This is a genomic window from Microcoleus sp. LEGE 07076 (genome assembly GCF_015207455.1).
Taxonomy (GTDB): Bacteria; Cyanobacteriota; Cyanobacteriia; order Cyanobacteriales; family Microcoleaceae; genus Microcoleus.
Map to the genome: position 1 here is coordinate 1 of NZ_JADEWV010000014.1, position 18,078 is coordinate 18,078.

Below are 18,078 nucleotides of genomic sequence, written 5' to 3' on the forward strand. Positions count from 1 at the left end.
CATCCCAACCCTCCCAAACTTGTTCCAACCCTTCCAACTCCCCCTCAGTTTCGGCCTGCAACAGCCTCAATTGCGCCAATGCGCCCGCTTGCGCCGCTTGACACGAAAGATCCCGCCCCAGCAATCCTTCCAGCGCCGATGCCGTTTCTCTGAGGCGAACAATCTGCTGAATTACCTCCAGATATTGCCGTTGCAAAGCCGCCATCAGCGTCTCGCCGGAAGCATCGCTGTCAGTTTCTAACAGTTTGCGGATGTGAGACAGTTGAAAGCCTTGTTGTTTGAGTGCGACAATTTTTTGCAGTTTCTGTACGTCGCGGAGGGTGTACAGTCTGTAGTTGGAGGTCGATCGCACCGCCGGAGATAGCAGCCCCAAAGCGTGATAGTGCCGCACCATCCGAGGGGTAATTGTGCCTTTTACCGCTTCTGTAAGTTGTTTGATTGTCAGGTATTTTTGTTGCACAACACCAATTCTGCAAACTAGGACTAAATCTTCTAAATTATATCCGATATCTGTAGGGAAACGGCATTGCCTTGTCCGGCGCGGGACTATGCAATTTTTATAATAAATATTTTTATTTGAGAGCGTTTAATCGTTGATCGAAGTCAATCTTTAGAATTGTTATTACGACGAATAAAGTAATTCATATCTTGAAAATTGCTTTTTTTTAATAAACTAAAAGCTAAAATATTGCTATAAAGCATGATAAAGTCAACTGATGTAGTGAATCCAAAATCTTAAATATAAAATCTAATGACTCGATTAATTCACGATCGCTTTGCCAAAGAATACCTAGAAGAGATGCTGTCTCCATTAGGAACAGTCAATATCGGTCGCGATGTCACTTCCGAAGTGCAAGAAATCGATGTTTACTTTACTCATGAAGCCACAGTCCCAGAACATATCGAAAACTTAGGATTGTTGGGGCAACTAGCAACTGCGACGGCAATTTTTGAACCGTTCCGCAACCCGGTAACTATCAGGGAAGTTGTCGGTTGCATCAGCAAATTGTTTGATATTCAGGGCGAATTAGAGCGAGAAGCCAGAAGAGAGAATATTCGACTTAACGAAAATGACTTTCCGAAATTGTGGATTCTGACTCCCACAGCGTCAGAATCGCTGTTAAACGGGTTTCGGGCGCAACCAGACCAACCCAATTGGATGCCGGGAATCTATTTTTTGGGGGAATATTTGCGATCGGCAATTGTGGTAATCCATCAGTTGCCAAAAACTCCCGAAACCTTGTGGTTGAGGATTTTGGGCAGAGGAAAGGTGCAGGAAAAAGCAGTGGCTGAGTTGATCGCCTTGGCTACAGACAACCCCCTGCGAACTAATGCGTTAGAATTGCTGTATCGACTGCAATCAAACTTAGTAGCAGATTTAGAACAGCCCATAGAAATAGAAGACCGGGAGTTAATTATGACTATCGCACCTCTCTTTCAAGAACAGTTACAAGCAGCACAGGAACAAGGATTAGAACAAGGATTAGAACAAGGAAGACAAGCACAACAGCGCTTAATTTTAGAGAATTTTCTGCGAGTGAGATTTGGAGAACTAGACTCGTTGATGATAGCGTTTCTCTCTCCCGTGTCCAGGATACCTGCTGCCGAGTTTACGGTGATTTTACTGGCGATATCTATGCTCGCGGTGGATGCAGCAGGCAGGCAAGAAGCGGTGAGATTGTTAGCAGAAAATGTCTTGGCACTGCGGTTAAATGAATTTGGCGATAGTTTACCTACACTGGTTGCTAATTTGTTGGCTTTACCTGTCGCAGAGTTGACATTGTTGTTGGAACAATTGCCTCAGTTATCGGCTGATGAATTGAGTAGCAGATTGGGACAGATACCAGGGTAGAATTTGTTTTGAGCGCGATCGACTTTACCGACAGTTTATAGGGGTTTTCAATTCTAGGAAAGACAGGAAACGGCAGTTCCGTTTCCCTACCCGCAGGGAATTTAAACCAAAAGCTTGACATTGACATTAATGTCAAGGTTTACGATGCAGGAGTCATTCTACCAAGTCAAATTTTCCCATGACTCCCAATTCCCTCCCCACCTCGCGCCTGTCGCGCCTCGCCGCAGAGCACCCCGATGCTGTGACTGCCGCCCTGTGCGGAATTCTGGTAATTTTGGGCTCGATCGCCCTACAAGTCGGTTGGCTGGGCTTAGCGGTGTTAATTTTGCCCGCTGCTTACGTGATCGGCGGCTATTCCAGCACCCGCGAAGGCTTGACTACGCTTTTTCAAGAACATGAATTAGATGTAGATTTGTTGATGATTGTTGCTGCTTTAGGTGCGGCTGGTTTGGGGCTGTGGCGCCAAGAATATCATTTAATTGTTGACGGTGCGGTGCTGATTTTAATTTTTGCAATTAGCGGCGCGCTGGAAGGTTATGCGATGCAGCGGACTGAACGCAGTATTCGCAGTTTGATGAGTTTGACGGCGGATACTGCTAGGGTGATAATGTACGATGGGGAACGGTTGGTGGCGATCGACAAATTGGAAATTGGCGATCGGCTTTTAGTCAAGCCCGGAGAAATCGTCCCCACAGATGCGATAATTATTGAAGGCTACAGCGCGATCGACCAAGCCTCGATTACCGGCGAATCGATCCCAGTTGAAAAAACCACCGGCGATGAAGTTTATGCAGGTACAATTAACGGTGCCGGCGCGCTAAAACTCGAAGTTCATAAAACTCCCGAAAGCAGCTTGATTCAGCGAGTGATTCGGCTGGTGCAACAAGCACAAACCGAAGCGCCTCCTTCTCAAATGTTTGTGGAAAAATTCGAGCGCGGTTATGCTAAATTAATTGTCGGTTTAGGCTTGTTGCTGGCAATTTTGCCGCCCTTTATTTTGGGCTGGAATTGGGAAGATACAATTTATCGGGCGCTGATTTTCCTAGTAGTGGCTTCTCCCTGCGCGCTGATGGCTTCGATTATGCCTGCGCTGCTTTCCGGCATGGCTAACGGGGCGAAACAAGGAATTTTGTTTAAAAGTGGCGCGCAATTAGAGATAATTAGTAAAGTCCGGGCGATCGCCTTTGACAAAACCGGAACTCTCACCACCGGAAAACCTGAAGTTATCCAAATTGTACCAGCAGCCGGATATACTGAAACAGAAGTTCTGCAATTAGCTGCGGCCTTGGAAGCTCATTCCGAACACGCGATCGCCTCTTCAATTGTCCGCGCCGCCGGGCAGCAACAGTTACAATTGTCAACCGCTACCGACGTACAAGCAAAAATCGGCCGCGGCATTGTCGGCCGAGTTAACAATCAAATCATTGCCATTGGTAAAGCCAATTTTGTCGAAGCAACTTCCGAATTAACTCAAATCAGCCATCAGTTACAAGCCCAAGGCAAAACCGTTGTTTGGGTGGCAAAAAACAGTCAGCTTTTGGGAATCATTGCAGTAGCAGATACCCTCCGCCCCGAAGCAGCAGCCACAGTAAAACGCTTGCAAAAATTAGGCATAGAACATATAATTATGCTAACCGGCGACAACGAGCAAACCGCTCAACACATCGCCCGCCAATTAGGCATCAATCAGGTGTACGCCGAACTTTTGCCAGAAGACAAAGTTCACGTCATTAAACAACTGCAAACCCAGTATCAAACCGTCGCAATGGTAGGAGACGGCATCAACGACGCACCTGCCCTCGCTCAAGCTTCAGTCGGCATTGCGATGGGTATTTCCGGCAGCGATGTCGCTTTAGAAACGGCTGATATCGTATTAATGGCAGATAAGTTAGAGCAACTAGCCAAAGCAATTAGTTTAGGCCGCCGCGCTCAAAATGTTGTCAAACAAAACATTGTTTTTGCACTTAGTTGTATTATCCTGTTATTGGCGGCTAATTTTTTCGGAAATATTACCATGCCTTTAGGTGTAGTCGGTCACGAAGGCTCTACAGTAATCGTAACTCTGAGCGGTTTGCGACTGCTGAGACAGTAATTAAATTACTCGTTACCAGACGAATTTGTAGGGGCGGGTTCACCAACAATTTATGATAAAAAGCAACAATCTCATAAACCCGCCCTCCCCACCAACAATTCCAATGTACGATGAATTTATTGGTAAAATGTTCATGTAAATAATGGCGGGGATGGGGCGGGTTTATGAAATTGTTTGTGGGTTTCATAGATGGTTGGTGAACCCGCACCTACAGGACTTTGGGATTTTTTTTGCAAAACTAACGGCGGAAAATGCGTGGCCACAAAACTATAATTATCGCAGTCAGCAAGCTAGCCGCCACTCCTGATAAAATCGTAAATCCCATAATTATTCTCAATCCCGAACCAGGTTCAAAAAATGGGAATAGCGTATTGATGGCAGTATTAATAACGGGATTTGCTTCGATTTCTGTTTTGTAATTGGCACTTGCAGAGGCTATAGTACCGCCAGTAGACAGCCCGACTCCGACAATACCAACAATATTTTGAAAAGTGCGATCGCTCTCAGCCTTCCGAATCTCAACCGTCCCTCTAATCGTATCAGTCAAACTCCGCAAAATTTCCAAACAAGGACGAAAATTGTCAATATCTTTTTGGATTTGCTTGGGATAAGTTTGTTTGGCCTTGTCCCAAAAATCCTGCAAAAAACTCAAATCGTCCGTAGGCCTAGCCTGAGCTTGAATTTCAGCCAACTTAGCCTCATACTTCTCCAGATTAACGTTAATTGTACTATATTGCAGCTCCAGGTAATTAAGGTCGATCGCAAACTCAGACAATTTCCCCATCGCATCCATCAGCTTCTGGAGATTCAGTCGAGAAGTATTTCTCATCTCCACAATTTGGTTGTAATTACTCACCAACCGTTCTTTTAAAAATAAACTTTTCTCATAAGCCCAAATAATTTTATGGCGGTAACACAGCAAATCCAGCCAACTTATGTAAAAATTGCTGCATTCCCGAAAAGCAGCTTCATCGGGATATAAAATCACCAAAAGTTGCAAATTATCCTCAATCTTATCGCCCCAAAACTCAGCAACTTTCCCGCCCAAAAACTCACCGCTTCCTTGACAAACACCATCTTTTGCAAACAAACACTTGTAAACCTGTTTTGCAAGTTCTTCCGCTTCCAAATCAGTCCCAGATTCCAGCCAACCCGAAAGCATCCAAGTTTTGCCGATATTTTCCAACTTCGGTGGTTGGGGAATTAAATATTGCAAACTTTCAATCAGTTTAATAACTTGGTCAGGTTGATACTTATCATCAACGTAGCCGTCAAATAAAAGTTGATAATTATCGCTAACATTCCAGCGGCGGTAGCGGCCCTTAACTTGATGGTTGTTCAGGTTTCCTGTAAAAGGTAAATCGGCTACTGTTTTCTCATGTAGCGCCAGAAACTTTTGTTTTTGTTCAGCGGTAAAGGAAACATTCAGCTTTTTGTGCAATTGTGCAGACAAACCCTCTAAAAATCGGCGGTAAACTTTCCGAGTTTCCGGTTCACCGACACCCAACCCTTGTTTGAGAGTGTAGCTAAATAAATTCAGGGTAGGAGCAACTAATTTGAGCATAAAATATGTTTCTGATGGTTAGTTTTTCACTTAGTAAAATAAAATTATTCGGCGATTGGAAATCGCGTCTACACAAACCAAGTCCGCCTACGCGGACTAAAGAATAATATTACATCCTTGGTCATTCGGCGATTGGAAATCGCCGTTTTAACCGCCCAACAGCCACTCTTAATCCGCGTAGGCGGACATCGTTTGTGTAGCCGCGGTTTCAACCGCCGGGTGGCCTCCGTGTGTAGCAGAGGTTTCAACCGCCGGATAATCTTCGCCCGGTGCCCTTAAATCAAAACCTCAACCGATAAACCCGTTCCACCAAATCAGTAGCCTTTCCCAACAACTTTCTCGCCACACTCTGCGGATTAGGATTAGTCAAAGGAGGTGCCAAAAAATTATTATAATCATCAGTCTCTCGCGGCGGAGTATTTTCATCTAACTCAGGAAGAAACTTATTCTTTTCCTCCGACTCATCAAGTTCCAGCAAATCCTCATAAGCCTTATTAAAGCACTCAGAAAAAGCCGCATCTTTTTGAGCTATATTAATTAGCAAATCCGCTTTTTCTAACTTACCACTGACCAAAGCCTCGCCAACATTATTCACTTCAGCTATCAACTCAGGCGAAAGAGGTGCTTCATATCTCGCGAGGGCGATTAAAAAAGCTTTCGGCGCAAACTGATCGAATCCCGATAAAGTAACTTGTGTAGAAGTCATAATATGTTAGCCGTTGCCGGTGATAGTAAAAGCAGCCCAGTGGTAAGGGTGCTCGTAGGGTTTCTCATCTATTTTAGCTAATTTTTTTTGCAGTCGTGAGGCTTCCCTTTCAAAGAAAAAGATGTTGTCAAACTCAGCCTCTATCAGCAAAGGCAGCAACTCTCCAGCGTACCACTCGCCTAGCTTACCATTCGTGAGCTCTCGGAGCCAATCTTTTGCTTGTTGCAGGGCTGCCGGCGGCTGGATTCCCTGCTTCCATAACTGGTAAAAATAAATCATTAACAAAGCGCTAGAACGTTCGTCCACTCGCCACAGTGTACTGATAATATAATTAGTCTCCGGCAAAAAGCTGCTGGCTATGCCCACGAATTCATCGATTAACTCGCCTTTGTTGGTGATGCCGGTTTCGCAAGCGCTGAGGCAGACTAGGTAATAATTGACTAATTTTAACTGTAAAATCTCGGTCAACTTCAATTCTTCGTCTTCGCCTAATATTAACGCCGAAGCCTCGGATTTTTCGGTGTTGTGGTAGGCGTGACCTGTATAATGAAAGATGCCGCTATTGGCTTTTAGTGCTTCACTAATTGCCGTTTTAGTGGTTGCATTGGAGGCGCGCTCAGTCTGGTTAATTTGACAGATAGCCGCTGCTTCTATTTGGGTGAATTTTAAGGCGCTTTTGCCTTGTGAGTGCTCTACCATCAGCAGTGAATTTGGCGCAGTTGCGGTGGGGTTTTGGTGTTGCTGTTGGATGGCAATTTGGGCGCTGGGCAGGCGGGTAATCCTGCGGATTTTGATTGGCCGAGTATCTGTAAAAGACTCTGCGAAAAAGGGAGGAAAAAACAGAGAATCTAGGGGGAGGATGTGCAAGTCGCGGTGGGGAATTAAGATTAAGTGTTGGATATTGGTGAGGTGCGTACAAATTTCGGGAATTTTGAGGATGTCAGCGAGTTGTGGCAATTGCGCTGTCATTGACTCGCGCCAGGGATGGGATTCTTTGCTTTGCTGTTTGCTGGTAGTTTGGCCGTAATTTTGATAGTTGGTTTTCCAGTTTCCCAGCCATTTTTCTAAACTCTGACTGTTGCGCTTTGCGAATATATCGGTGACAGGTGTGCAGATAACTTCAAACTTTTCTACGGTAATGATAAAAGCAGTCAGGGAAACGGGGCTGAGATGCCAGTAAATAATCGCCGCTGCGGTGTTGTTTGCCAGTAAGTCTCGGATTTGGGGATAAGTCGGGCTTTCGGTACGGTTTTGTGAAGCTGCGCGCATCCATTGCAGGCAAAAGTTTTTCCGGGCTTCGGCTTTTTCCAGGGCGTTTGCTTTCTTGCCAGACTCAACGAGGGTATCGACTTCTAATTGGTAAAGTCCGGCAAATTTGCGCTGGAGTCGCTGTTTGATTTCGGGAACAGTTTCATTGTCTAAAATTAGATTTTCTAAGACGGTGGTAGCTTCGGTAAGGTACTCTGTGGTTTTGGGATCTCCCAAGCTGCGACAGACGGTAATTAAGCCTTCCATTACTTCTAAATAAGTTTCTGGGATCAGGGGAGATTTCAAGAATTCGCGGGCTTGTTCGTAGCTGGCTTTGGCTTTGTGGAAAAACTCAAAATAAGTGGTTGTTTGTTTGCCCTGTTCGTAGTGTGCCTCGCCTTTTTGCTGGTGCAAATTGCCGCAAGCTTCGCGATAGTCGCGGTTGCTGGGCCGATATTTCTGTAAGCCTTCATCCCAGTTTTGAATGGCTTCAATGTAGCTCCCGGATTTGAAAAATGCCAAACCTCGATTTACCCAAGCTTCCCAGAATTGATTGCCTGTAATTTCTAAGGCTTTCTCGAAGGCTGCGATCGCCTCACTGTTGCGGCCCAAATCATTTAGGGTAATGCCCAGCCCGTTCCAGGCATAGTGGTATTTGGGGTCAATTTCTAAGGCTTTCTCGAAGGCTGCGATCGCCTCACTATAGCGGCCCAACTCTTTTAGGGTAAGGCCCAGCCCGCTCCAGACATAGTGGAATTTGGGGTCAATTTCTAAGGCTTTCTCGAAGGCTGCGATCGCCTCACTATAGCGGCCCAAATCATTTAGGGTAACGCCCAGGTTGTTCCAGGCAATGTGGCATTTGGGGTCAATTTCTAAGGCTTTCTCGAAGGCTGCGATCGCCCCTCCTAAATCTCCTGCGTGACAACGTTCTATTCCTCTATTAAATAATTCTCCTGGTTTTTTACTTATTTGTATTCCTATAAATTTTAGCTGCGAGAGTGCCTCTCTGTTGCGAGGCAAATCATTTAGGCAAGCAAGCAATACCGTGAGGAATTGGGGGTCAATTTTTAAGGCTTGATCTAAGGTTGCATCCCCCCCTTCGCAATCTCCTGCCTGATAACGTTCTACTGCTTGAAAAAGTAATTTTTTTGCCTCTTTACTCATTTGTCTTCCTATAGATGTTGTCTGCGAGTTTGATTCCCCTTGATTAGTCGCCGATAAATTATCTGTAGGAAAACTCAAACTCTCCCTTCCAAACAATTCAGTAACAATATTTTCATTCCCAACAAATGAATCTTCCGCATCCTTCCGATTCAAACTCTCCCCAGCCAACAATTCCCTACCAATCTTCCCAGCAACCTCACTAATTCTCCCGCAATTCATCTCACCCAGCCGCACCATCCGCCCACCCAATTCTAAATGCGTTTCCGGCGATACCAGCAACCTTTCTCCAAAATCTTGCAGCCAGTTTACCCACTCAGCATCATTGATTTTGCTACCGATTAAAAAGCCTTTAATTTCGCCGCGACTCCAGCCTTCTTCAACACCCTCTAACAGTGCCATGAATTTCTGTTCGTATTCCCCAAAAGAGCGAATCGGAGTTGGCTTTGGCGGTGGGGGTGCTCCTTTGCGGAAATGTCGCTTAAGAAGCCGCCACAGATTGAGGATGCGTTGCCAAATTTGTCGGAACATTGGCTGGGTGGGTGATGTGTTGCTGGAGATTGTAACATAAGCAACGGAGGACACGGCAATGCCGTCTCCCTACCCTCGATTAATTGTAGGGAAACGGCACTGCCGTGTCCTGACTTTGGCCGCGGAGGATACGGCATTGCCGTCTCCCTACCCCACGTAATTTTCGGGAAACTAAGGACTTTAGTCCTTACTACAAACGAGCTGGTTTCTTACCCTAAAAAGAAACAATCAAGTAACCGCTTTGGAACTTAGCACCAGTAACAGACTTGCCAGCCAGCGCCGGAGGAACCAAAATATTGCGACGCTGATCGCCCGCTTCGATCGTCACTTCCGGCCCGGATTGAATCAATTTAATTTCTTTCTTGTCAAACCCAGGCAAAAACAAACTAACTTGACGCTGTGCAGTGTTTATGTTAATCGGTTTAGGAGCATTTTTGACCTCAGAAAAATCTGGCAAAGCATCAATTAGCGGCTGCCAGTTACTGTCGCTGTGTGCCGGTACCGAAACAGCCGTCAAAGGAGCGAAATCAGCAGCAATCGCTTCTGTAACCGCTGCTTGATTAACAATTACACCGCCGACAGTCAAACCAACTTGTTGAGAACTTCCCCACAGATAGCGAGCTGTGGCGATCGCACTTGCATCCGCAGTCGTCACCAAATAAGCCCCCGTGCGGTTCGGATCTGCCAGCGCTTCCTTACCCTTATCCAACAGATTATCCACTTGCTTAGTAGATTGAAAAGCATTGTCTCCCGACATATCCACAGTTAACACGGTACTGACAACTGGTTGAATAAAAGGCGACAAAGCTTTGCCCAAATCCGAATCCACCAAAGCTTGGCGGAAGCGGCGGATGTACCAGCTCAAAATTTCCGGCATTCCCAGCATCCGCAGCGTATCCATGTTACCGCTGCCGTCATAAACAATTACATCGTATTGTTTGCTTTCGTCGTATTCCCGAAGTTCGTTCAACGCCAGGGCGCTGTCCATTCCCGGTAACACCCCTAATTCTTGACCGTAAATCTGTTTGAAAAACGGAGTGCGGACGTATTGAGCTTCTAGTTGTTTAACTTCGTCCCACCTGCGTTCTAGCAGCGGCGCGCTTTGCACCTGAACTGCTTTGAGGTTGGGGGCGATTTCCACGGGCTCGACATTCAGGGGAACTCCTAGCAGAATACCCAATGCAGGGCCCGGATCTTGGCTAAACAGCAGAACTCGCTTGCCTTGAGCCGCGTATTTTTTAGCAGTTGCGATCGCGATCGTACTGCAGCCAGTGCCGCCTTTGCCTAAAAATGTCAAAATCAAAGCCATTTTCTGTTCTCAGTGCCAAATTTTCAGTAACATTAGGAATTATCAATGCTTTGAGCCATTACTGGCTTAAGTCCTGGTTACTTTTGACCAGACTTTGACTGATTTAACTTTTTACAGTTTGACATATTCACCTGTTGCGGATCTATCTACAAGCAAACCGATCTTGCAATATTCTAGAGTTTGGTTGGATGCGATCGCCAAGATCGATCGGGCATCAAGCCAGGCTTCAAAAATCGCAAACCATTGTAAATGCCCAAAAAAATAGACCAACTCCGGTTGGCTGATTCTGGGCTGCGGTTTTTTGGTCTCTGTCCAACTCGCACCCCAACCTCTGGCACCATTCGCTACTTAAGCCTGTGACTATATTTAATCTGGCAATTTTTGGCAAAAACTGCCAATTGCTGCTGCTTGAGGCTGCACTCTCGATCGCCCAAAGCCCGATCGCACTTTCTGTACTCTCGATCAACCGCAAATTATAAACTTTTGTGACAATCGACTTTTAGTAGCTTTAGATACAGAAATATCTGTTATAGTGATATCAGCAACAGAAAAACAGCACAAAATTAAATCAAAAAATACGGAGCAACCGCATATGTCTACCGAAAATCAAGCCCGCTCTCTGATGATGCGCCACCACCACATGGTAAAGAATCGGCAGCAATCGATGCTCAACCGCACCGCCACCGAAGTCGGGATGGAAGATACCCACTACTGGGGCCACATTCAAGGCAAACCACAGCCCAGCCTTCGAGCCAGCTACGATCGCAGCAACGCCACCATGAGCTAAGGCCAGCTCAATTTCCCCAACGGCCCGCAAACCTATTACCTAGCATTTGGAGAAACCAGTTATGTCTGCTGGGTAAAAAGCTCGCAGCCAGACGACGCACAAGAAACACCTCGTCAAAAATCGTCAGGAATCCATGCTGAGCCGTGCGGCTGCTAAAGTTGGTTTAGATGCTGGTAGAGAGGCGAGTGCCGATCGCCAATAACTCGTTTTTCAAACGGCGAGACAGTTGAATCGAATATGTTATTTTTCAACTAAATATTAATAACCACAGTTAGAAAACCGTCGCGACTTTTTCTCGATTTCGATATCGATAGAGGAAGTCGCGATGAATTTTGTTGGGTTGGTTAGAGACAAAAAGTCAGGTTGAGCCTTGCTTAAGTGAATTTCCACACACAGCCGGGGAACCAGAAAACCCCTGAAAATCTCCAATCTAAAATCTAAAATCTAAAATCTAAAATGATATAATCCCTTTTCAGCATATGGAAGGCTACTAGGGAGGTCATCATGTCGGACTGGAAAGTAATTGACGGCGGAGTTACAGCACCGAAAGGGTATCGAGCATCGGGAATTACAGCCGGCTTAAAGCCTTCAGGCTTGCCGGATTTAAGCTTAATTTTGTCAGAAGTAGACGCGATCGCCGCAGGAGTCTTCACCACATCCACCGTCCGGGCCGCTTGCGTGGACTACTGCCGCCAGCGCTTGCAAGCAAAACCCAGCGCCAAAGCAATTTTGTGCAATGCCGGACAAGCAAATGCTGCTACTGGGGAACAAGGTTTGGCAGATGCTCTCGAAAGTGCCAAATTGTTGGGAGAAGCGCTGAATATTCCTCCTGAATCGATTCTTTTGGCTTCCACCGGCGTGATCGGACAGCGGATTAAAATGGAGCCGCTCAGGGCCGGAATTCCGCAATTAGTTACCTCAGCATCCGAAACTGGTTCCGATGCGGCGGCGAAAGCTATTTGTACGACTGATTTAGTGCCGAAAACGATCGCCCTGGAAACCATGTTTGGCGATCGACCCGTGCGAATCGGCGGCATTTGCAAAGGTTCGGGAATGATTCACCCGAATATGGCAACAATGCTAGCATTTGTAACTTGCGATGCAGCAGTGTCGTCACATTTATGGCAAGAAATGGTGAGTCGGGCGGCTGACAGAAGTTTCAATCAAATTACTGTTGACGGCGATACCAGTACCAACGATTCGCTAATTGCTTTAGCTAACGGCCAATCCCGCACGCCGGCGATTACAGAAATGGATGCCGATGCTGAAAAACTAGAAGCGATGCTGACAGAAGTTTGCGTGTACTTAGCAAAGGCGATCGCCCGCGACGGCGAAGGTGCAACTTGTTTAGTGGAAGTGCAAGTTAGCGGCGCCGCCGACGAAGTTTCTGCCAGTAAAATTGCCAAAACAATAGTCGGTTCTTCTTTGGTGAAGGCTGCTATTTTTGGACGAGATCCGAATTGGGGCAGAATTGCTGCTGCTGCGGGGCGCGCTGCGGTACCTTTTGAACAAGAGAATTTGCGGATTCAATTGGGAGATTTTTTGATGATGGAAAACGGACAACCCAAAGAGTTCGATCGCGCTGCTGCGAGTAATTATATGAAAGCCGCCGCGGGCGGTGAATATTTGAAGGAAGACACAGTTTTAATTCAGATTAGTGTCGGGAATGGCGACGGTTTTGCCAAGGCTTGGGGATGCGATTTGAGTTACGACTACGTAAAAATTAATGCGGAGTATACCACTTAAAAAAGTCTGGGCAGTTGGAAACGACTGCCACAGGACTTGCACCCGACGGGAGCGGGTTAGATAGGAATCAAAAACAATTTCAGATCAATTCCTGTTTTCATCGTCCAGTATTCATTTCTCTCTAATCTCTCTGTGTTCTCTGTGTTCTAGTAAGGTTAAATCATTCCGATCCAACCAGAAACGATATCACCCAGTCATATAGCAACCGCCACAACTTCTTTCTCTGACTTCGCGTCAAGAGCGTCTTCGCGGTTCAATCATTCCGATGCTACCGGATTTGATCTCAAATGTCAGGAAATGAGTAAAACAATTTTACCTGTTACTGAGCCTGTTTCTAACAGTTCGTGGGCAGCTTGAGCTTGTGCCATCGGAAAAGTTTTGCTGACGTGAATTTTGAGCAAATTACGATCGCACAAACTAGCGCACTGCTGCAAAATACGAGCCTGCTGTTCCTGTTCTTCCACCAAACCTTGCAGCATCGGAGTTAACATTAATTCCAGACTAATTCGCAGATTTCGCATCCTCGCTGTTTTCAAATTCCCCAAAGCCTGATCTGGTTCCAAAATTGTTACCAAATCTCCATAAACCTTCACAGCCGCAATAGTTCGGTAAAAAGTTTCTCCCCCGACTGTATCGAAAGCCAAGTCAACTCCTTGTCCTTGAGTCCAAGTCAAAACTTCATCGACAACATCGGTATTTTTGTAGAAAATAACTGAATCTGCACCCAAAGATTTACAAAATTCGGCTTTTGAAGAGGAACTAACAGTGGTGCAAACCTCAGCGCCTAGCAACGAAGCTAACTGTACCGCAACGTGGCCGACACCGCCGGCACCAGCTTGGATCAACACTTTTTGCCCCGCTTGCAACCGCCCGCGATCGTACAGCGATTCCCATGCTGTAATTAAAACTAACGGTGCAGCCGCCGCCTCAGCAAAACTTAAAGCAGCAGGCTTGATGGCGAGGAAACGTTGATCGACAACGGCAAATTCAGCATAAGTACCGATCGAGCCGCCCAAACCGCCGTTGCAGAAAAAAACTTCGTCTCCCACTTGGAAACTTTGCACCGCAGCACCGACAGCCTCTACAACTCCAGCACCGTCGCACCCCAAAACGTGAGGACTTTTCTCCGGGTAAAAAGTGCCGCGCGATCGCAACTTAGTATCGATCGGATTGATCCCCGCCGCCCGCAACCGTACCAAAACTTCAGTTTCTGTTTGTATAGTAGGGGCGGGGATATCTTGCAGTCTCAATACGGACGCGCTTCCGGGCGTTTCAAAAACAATCGCTTTCATAGGGTGGTATTAGCTCTCTTGTCGCCTTCACTGCGATCGTACCTTGTTGGCGCTACCCATTCGTGACAATACTTAGTTATTTTTAATAAATAGATTGGCTTCAGATAACTACTATAATTGTCGAGCGGTGTAGATCAATGTTTGATCGAGATTTATTTTTTTACTTTGAGATTCTTGCATACCTTCTAGGATTATCGGCGACTTCAGCTTTTGCCGGAGCGATTTATCTCAAATTGCAGCGAAGGCCTCCCAGTCTGCCCCCCGCCGAAGAGCAGCGACAGTTGTCAGAATTAAACGACGATTTACCTGCAAAATTGAAAATTCAGAAAAACTTTTTGATTTTCCCCAACTTAAATCTGTTGCCCGTCGCTGACAGATTCTGGCGTAAAGTTTTAGGTATTTGCCGCGCTCTATTATTTCCCCAGCAACAGCGCCCAACAGTAAATTCTTCACCTGTTGTCGGCGATTCCACCAGCAAAACAGCAAGTTTGAGCGTGGAGGGAGAGATGGCCCAAAATCGCTCTCGCCAGTATGCCAACAACCAAGCCGCTGTCAGCGATTCCCCGGAATTAAATGAAGACTTGCTCGGCCACATCCTAGCAGGTACTGATGCGCCGGGGGGAGCAGAATTCTTTGATACCTTAGTTCGCCAGTTGGCCTGTGCACTGGGAGTTCGCAGCGCCTTGGCGGCCAAGTCGATTAAGTCGATCGAGCGCAGCGATGCGATTCCCGATAGATTGCAAGTTATCAGTTTTTGGAGCGGCGGACAGCAACAGCCAAACTTTGAGTGCGACACCGCCAACACTCCCGAAATGCTGGTGTTCGAGCAAGCAATCTACTCCTGTCCCGACAACCTGCTGGAAAACTTCCCACAAGACCGCAGAGCGGTAGTTACAGGTGCGCGCAGTTTCCTAGGAACCCTGCTCAAAAACTGTTACGGCGAACCTTTAGGCATTATTTGTATTTTCGACGATCGACCTCTGATAGAAGCATCTCTAACTAAATTCCGACTAATTCTCAGGATCTTTGCCGCACGGGCCACCGCCGAATTAGAGCGGCAGCGCCTAGAATCAGCGCTGTCCACGGTAGAAGCGAAATACTGCGCCCTGGTAGAACAAATGCCGGCTGTCACCTACATTTCTCCCCTCAACCGCACCGCTGCCAAACTTTACATCAGTCCGCAAATCGAGACTTTTCTGGGTTATTCTGTAGCTGAATGGAGGGCCGACCCCGACCTGTGGCTGAAACTCGTTCACCCAGAAGACCGCGCTCGCGTGTTGGTGGAAAACGCCACAAAGAAATTTAGCGAGGCGGAAGATATCTTTGGCGATGCGCCCCTGGTTTCAGAATACCGCGCGATCGCCCGCAACGGTCGAGTCGTCTGGTTCCGCGATCGAGCCATCGCAGTTCGCGACGCAGCCAGCAAGTCCGTCATCCTTCAAGGCGCGATGTTTGACATCACCGAGACTAAAGTAGCTGACAGCGCCCTGTTAGAAAGCGAATATCGCTATTACACCCTGGCAAAAATCCTGCCTGTCGGGATTTTCCGCGCTGACGCGGCTGGAGATTGTTTTTACGTCAACGAGCGATTTTTGGAGATGGCGGGACTGTCGGCACCGCAGGCACTTGGCGAAGGTTGGACCGATAGTTTGCATCCAGAAGACCGCGAGAGCGTTTTGAGCCAGTGGTATGGCGCTGTCAAAGACAAGTTGTGTTGTCAGTTAGAGTACCGCTTTTGCAACGGAGATTCCACAACTTGGGTATTTTGGCAAGCAGTGCCGGAAATTGCCAGTAGCGGGGATGTTCTGGGCTTTCTCGGCACGCTGACCGATATCAGCGCTCGCAAACAGGCTGAATTCGCGCTGCAACAAGCCGAGGAGAAATACCGCAGCATTTTTGAAAATGCGATCGAGGGAATTTTTCAGACAACTCCCGACGGGCGCTACCTCAGCGCTAACCCTGCTTTGGCGAGAATTTACGGCTACTCCTCGGCCCCGGAACTGATCGCAAACATCCACAACATAGACCGCCAACTCTATGTCGATCCCAACCGCCGCGTCGAGTTTTTGCGCGCGATCGAAAAACACGGTTCTGTGTCGGAGTTCGAGTCCCAAGTTTACCGCGCTGACGGCACCACCATCTGGGTTTCCGAAAACGGCCGGGCTGTTCGCGACCAGGAAGGCGGCAGTTTGCTTTACTACGAAGGCACTGTCGAAGATATCACCCTCCGCAAAATAGCAGAAGAGAAGTTACTGCACGATGCTTTGCACGATACGCTGACGGGTTTGCCCAACCGAGCTTTATTTCTCGATCGCTTGGGTCACGCGATCGAGCTTTCAAAACGCCGTCCCGAGGTTTTGTTTGCGGTGCTGTTTATCGATCTCGACCGCTTTAAAGTTGTCAACGACAGTTTGGGGCATTTAGTGGGCGATCGCTTGCTGATCGCGATCGCGCAGCGGCTGGAGATTTGTTTGCGCGCTGGCGATACCGTTGCGCGTCTCGGCGGCGACGAATTCGCTATTTTGCTGGAAAATATCAAAAATACCGAGGATGCGATCCACATTGCCGAACGAGTGCAAGCGGAACTGGCAGAGCCTTTTTACCTCAACGAATATCAAGTTTTTACCAGTGCTAGCATTGGCATTGTTTGTTCTGGTTTGCCTCCGGAGCCGGGGGAAAACAGCCAACAGTCTAATCCAGAAAATCTCGGAAATATCGATCGACCAACTTCTTTGTCTGACTTCTCTTCCGAGTCTCCTGTTCCCAATGTTCCGTTCCGAATGTTGTACGATCGACCCGAAGAACTGCTGCGAGATGCAGATGCTGCCATGTATCACGCTAAGGGATTGGGCAAAGCTCGCCACGAAGTTTTTGACTTAAGTATGCACACTCGCGCCGTCGCCCTTTTACAACTGGAAAATGATTTGCGGCGCGCTCTCGAGTCTCAGGAATTTCGGCTTTACTACCAACCCATCGTCTCTCTAACCAGCGGTACGATCAGGGGTTTTGAAGCGCTGCTGCGGTGGTATCACCCGCTGCGGGGTTTAGTATCTCCCGGCGAGTTTATTTTAGTTGCAGAAGAAACTAAATTGATTGTACCTATTGGTTGGTGGATGATGGGCTCGGCTTGCCGTCAGATCCACCAGTGGCACCAAAATTTCCCAGCTAATCCGCCGTTGACTGTCAGCGTCAACCTTTCTAACGAACAATTCAAACATCCGGATTTAATCGATCGCCTCAGGGAAATTTTACACGAAACTCAGCTTGACCCCCGCACTTTAAAAATAGAAATTACTGAAGGCGTCATCATGGACAATGCCGAATCAGCAGCCGCTACCCTCGCCCAATTGAAAAGTTTAGAAATTCAATTATACATTGACGATTTCGGCACTGGCTATTCTTCTTTGAGCCGCCTGCACACTTTTCCCACTGATGCTTTAAAGATCGATCGAGCTTTTGTCAGCCGCATGACTGAAGATGAAGGAAACGAAGCCATCGTACAGACTATTTTAATTTTAGCCAGTCATTTAGGTATGGACGTAATTGCTGAAGGAATCGAAACCATCGAACAGCTTAATTTGCTCAGAGCGCTGCAATGCGAATACGGACAGGGATACTTTTTCTCAAAGCCGGTTGACAGCATCGCCGCCACACTTTTGATAGAAAGTCAACCACAATGGTAATTTGTTAGTTAACGGTTGACTGTTGTCATTGGTCATTAGTCAGTTGTCATTAGTCAGCAGTCATTAGTCAGAAAGAATGTTTTAAGTTTTAAGTTTTGACTTCTCAT

General features: G+C 47.0%; 12 protein-coding genes. 6 read left to right on the forward strand and 6 right to left on the reverse strand.

The features are described from left to right. Window positions 1-460: MerR family transcriptional regulator (locus IQ270_RS03880; RefSeq protein ID WP_193971944.1), on the reverse strand; the 460-nt coding region annotated here is incomplete at its 3' end. Window positions 461-751: 291 nt separating this feature from the next. On the opposite strand from IQ270_RS03880, the gene IQ270_RS03885 reads away from it, so the two are divergent. After that, window positions 752-1,852 carry a flagellar assembly protein H gene (locus IQ270_RS03885; RefSeq protein ID WP_193971945.1) on the forward strand — a complete coding sequence of 367 codons (1,101 nt, stop codon included), beginning with the start codon at window positions 752-754 and terminating at the stop codon, window positions 1,850-1,852. Between the two features lie 178 nt (window positions 1,853-2,030). Next, complete coding sequence (locus IQ270_RS03890; protein ID WP_193971946.1) at window positions 2,031-3,944, forward strand: heavy metal translocating P-type ATPase; 1,914 nt, start codon at window positions 2,031-2,033, stop codon at window positions 3,942-3,944. Between the two features lie 238 nt (window positions 3,945-4,182). Here the strand turns inward: IQ270_RS03890 and IQ270_RS03895 are convergent, their stop codons facing one another. The 4 genes from IQ270_RS03895 to IQ270_RS03910 form a co-directional block, all read right to left on the reverse strand. Then, on the reverse strand, window positions 4,183-5,508 hold the full coding sequence (locus tag IQ270_RS03895; RefSeq protein WP_193971947.1) for a hypothetical protein: 1,326 nt from the start codon (window positions 5,506-5,508) through the stop codon (window positions 4,183-4,185). A gap of 280 nt (window positions 5,509-5,788) precedes the next feature. Continuing rightward, window positions 5,789-6,214, reverse strand: a complete 426-nt coding sequence (locus tag IQ270_RS03900; protein WP_193971948.1) for a hypothetical protein — start codon at window positions 6,212-6,214, stop codon at window positions 5,789-5,791. Between the two features lie 6 nt (window positions 6,215-6,220). After that, window positions 6,221-9,154, reverse strand: coding sequence for a CHAT domain-containing protein (locus IQ270_RS03905; protein ID WP_228056062.1), 2,934 nt, complete (start codon window positions 9,152-9,154; stop codon window positions 6,221-6,223). Window positions 9,155-9,368: 214 nt separating this feature from the next. Beyond that, window positions 9,369-10,463 carry an ArsA family ATPase gene (locus IQ270_RS03910; RefSeq protein ID WP_193971949.1) on the reverse strand — a complete coding sequence of 365 codons (1,095 nt, stop codon included), beginning with the start codon at window positions 10,461-10,463 and terminating at the stop codon, window positions 9,369-9,371. A gap of 356 nt (window positions 10,464-10,819) precedes the next feature. Here IQ270_RS03910 and IQ270_RS31790 point away from each other — a divergent pair, with 356 nt between their 5' ends. From IQ270_RS31790 to argJ, 3 genes are all read left to right on the forward strand, one after another. Next, a complete protein-coding gene (locus tag IQ270_RS31790) occupies window positions 10,820-10,942 on the forward strand; it encodes a hypothetical protein (protein WP_255532362.1) in 123 nt (40 codons plus the stop codon). A 113-nt stretch (window positions 10,943-11,055) separates the two neighbouring features. Continuing rightward, entirely contained in the window at window positions 11,056-11,250 is a 195-nt protein-coding gene (locus IQ270_RS03915; RefSeq protein ID WP_193971950.1) for a hypothetical protein, read from the forward strand. A 504-nt stretch (window positions 11,251-11,754) separates the two neighbouring features. Then, window positions 11,755-12,996: a bifunctional ornithine acetyltransferase/N-acetylglutamate synthase gene (gene argJ / locus IQ270_RS03920; protein WP_193971951.1), complete on the forward strand. Its 1,242-nt coding sequence runs from the start codon at window positions 11,755-11,757 to the stop codon at window positions 12,994-12,996. 290 nt (window positions 12,997-13,286) lie between these two features. Here argJ and IQ270_RS03925 read toward each other — a convergent pair whose 3' ends face one another. Next, complete coding sequence (locus IQ270_RS03925) at window positions 13,287-14,288, reverse strand: zinc-dependent alcohol dehydrogenase family protein (protein WP_193971952.1); 1,002 nt, start codon at window positions 14,286-14,288, stop codon at window positions 13,287-13,289. A 137-nt stretch (window positions 14,289-14,425) separates the two neighbouring features. On the opposite strand from IQ270_RS03925, the gene IQ270_RS03930 reads away from it, so the two are divergent. After that, window positions 14,426-17,971 (forward strand): bifunctional diguanylate cyclase/phosphodiesterase, encoded by a 3,546-nt coding sequence (locus IQ270_RS03930; RefSeq protein ID WP_193971953.1) that lies wholly within the window; start codon window positions 14,426-14,428, stop codon window positions 17,969-17,971. Window positions 17,972-18,078: the final 107 nt, after the last annotated feature.

What these genes read in the sequence shown, in the direction of transcription:
- argJ (WP_193971951.1), top strand. Translation starts at nt 11,755, where the DNA reads ATGTCGGACTGGAAAGTAATTGACGGCGGAGTTACAGCACCGAAAGGG.
- IQ270_RS03885 (WP_193971945.1), top strand. Translation starts at nt 752, where the DNA reads ATGACTCGATTAATTCACGATCGCTTTGCCAAAGAATACCTAGAAGAG.
- IQ270_RS03925 (WP_193971952.1), bottom strand. Translation starts at nt 14,288, where the DNA reads ATGAAAGCGATTGTTTTTGAAACGCCCGGAAGCGCGTCCGTATTGAGA.
- IQ270_RS03905 (WP_228056062.1), bottom strand. Translation starts at nt 9,154, where the DNA reads ATGTTCCGACAAATTTGGCAACGCATCCTCAATCTGTGGCGGCTTCTT.
- IQ270_RS03890 (WP_193971946.1), top strand. Translation starts at nt 2,031, where the DNA reads ATGACTCCCAATTCCCTCCCCACCTCGCGCCTGTCGCGCCTCGCCGCA.
- IQ270_RS03900 (WP_193971948.1), bottom strand. Translation starts at nt 6,214, where the DNA reads ATGACTTCTACACAAGTTACTTTATCGGGATTCGATCAGTTTGCGCCG.
- IQ270_RS03910 (WP_193971949.1), bottom strand. Translation starts at nt 10,463, where the DNA reads ATGGCTTTGATTTTGACATTTTTAGGCAAAGGCGGCACTGGCTGCAGT.
- IQ270_RS03930 (WP_193971953.1), top strand. Translation starts at nt 14,426, where the DNA reads ATGTTTGATCGAGATTTATTTTTTTACTTTGAGATTCTTGCATACCTT.
- IQ270_RS03915 (WP_193971950.1), top strand. Translation starts at nt 11,056, where the DNA reads ATGTCTACCGAAAATCAAGCCCGCTCTCTGATGATGCGCCACCACCAC.
- IQ270_RS03895 (WP_193971947.1), bottom strand. Translation starts at nt 5,508, where the DNA reads ATGCTCAAATTAGTTGCTCCTACCCTGAATTTATTTAGCTACACTCTC.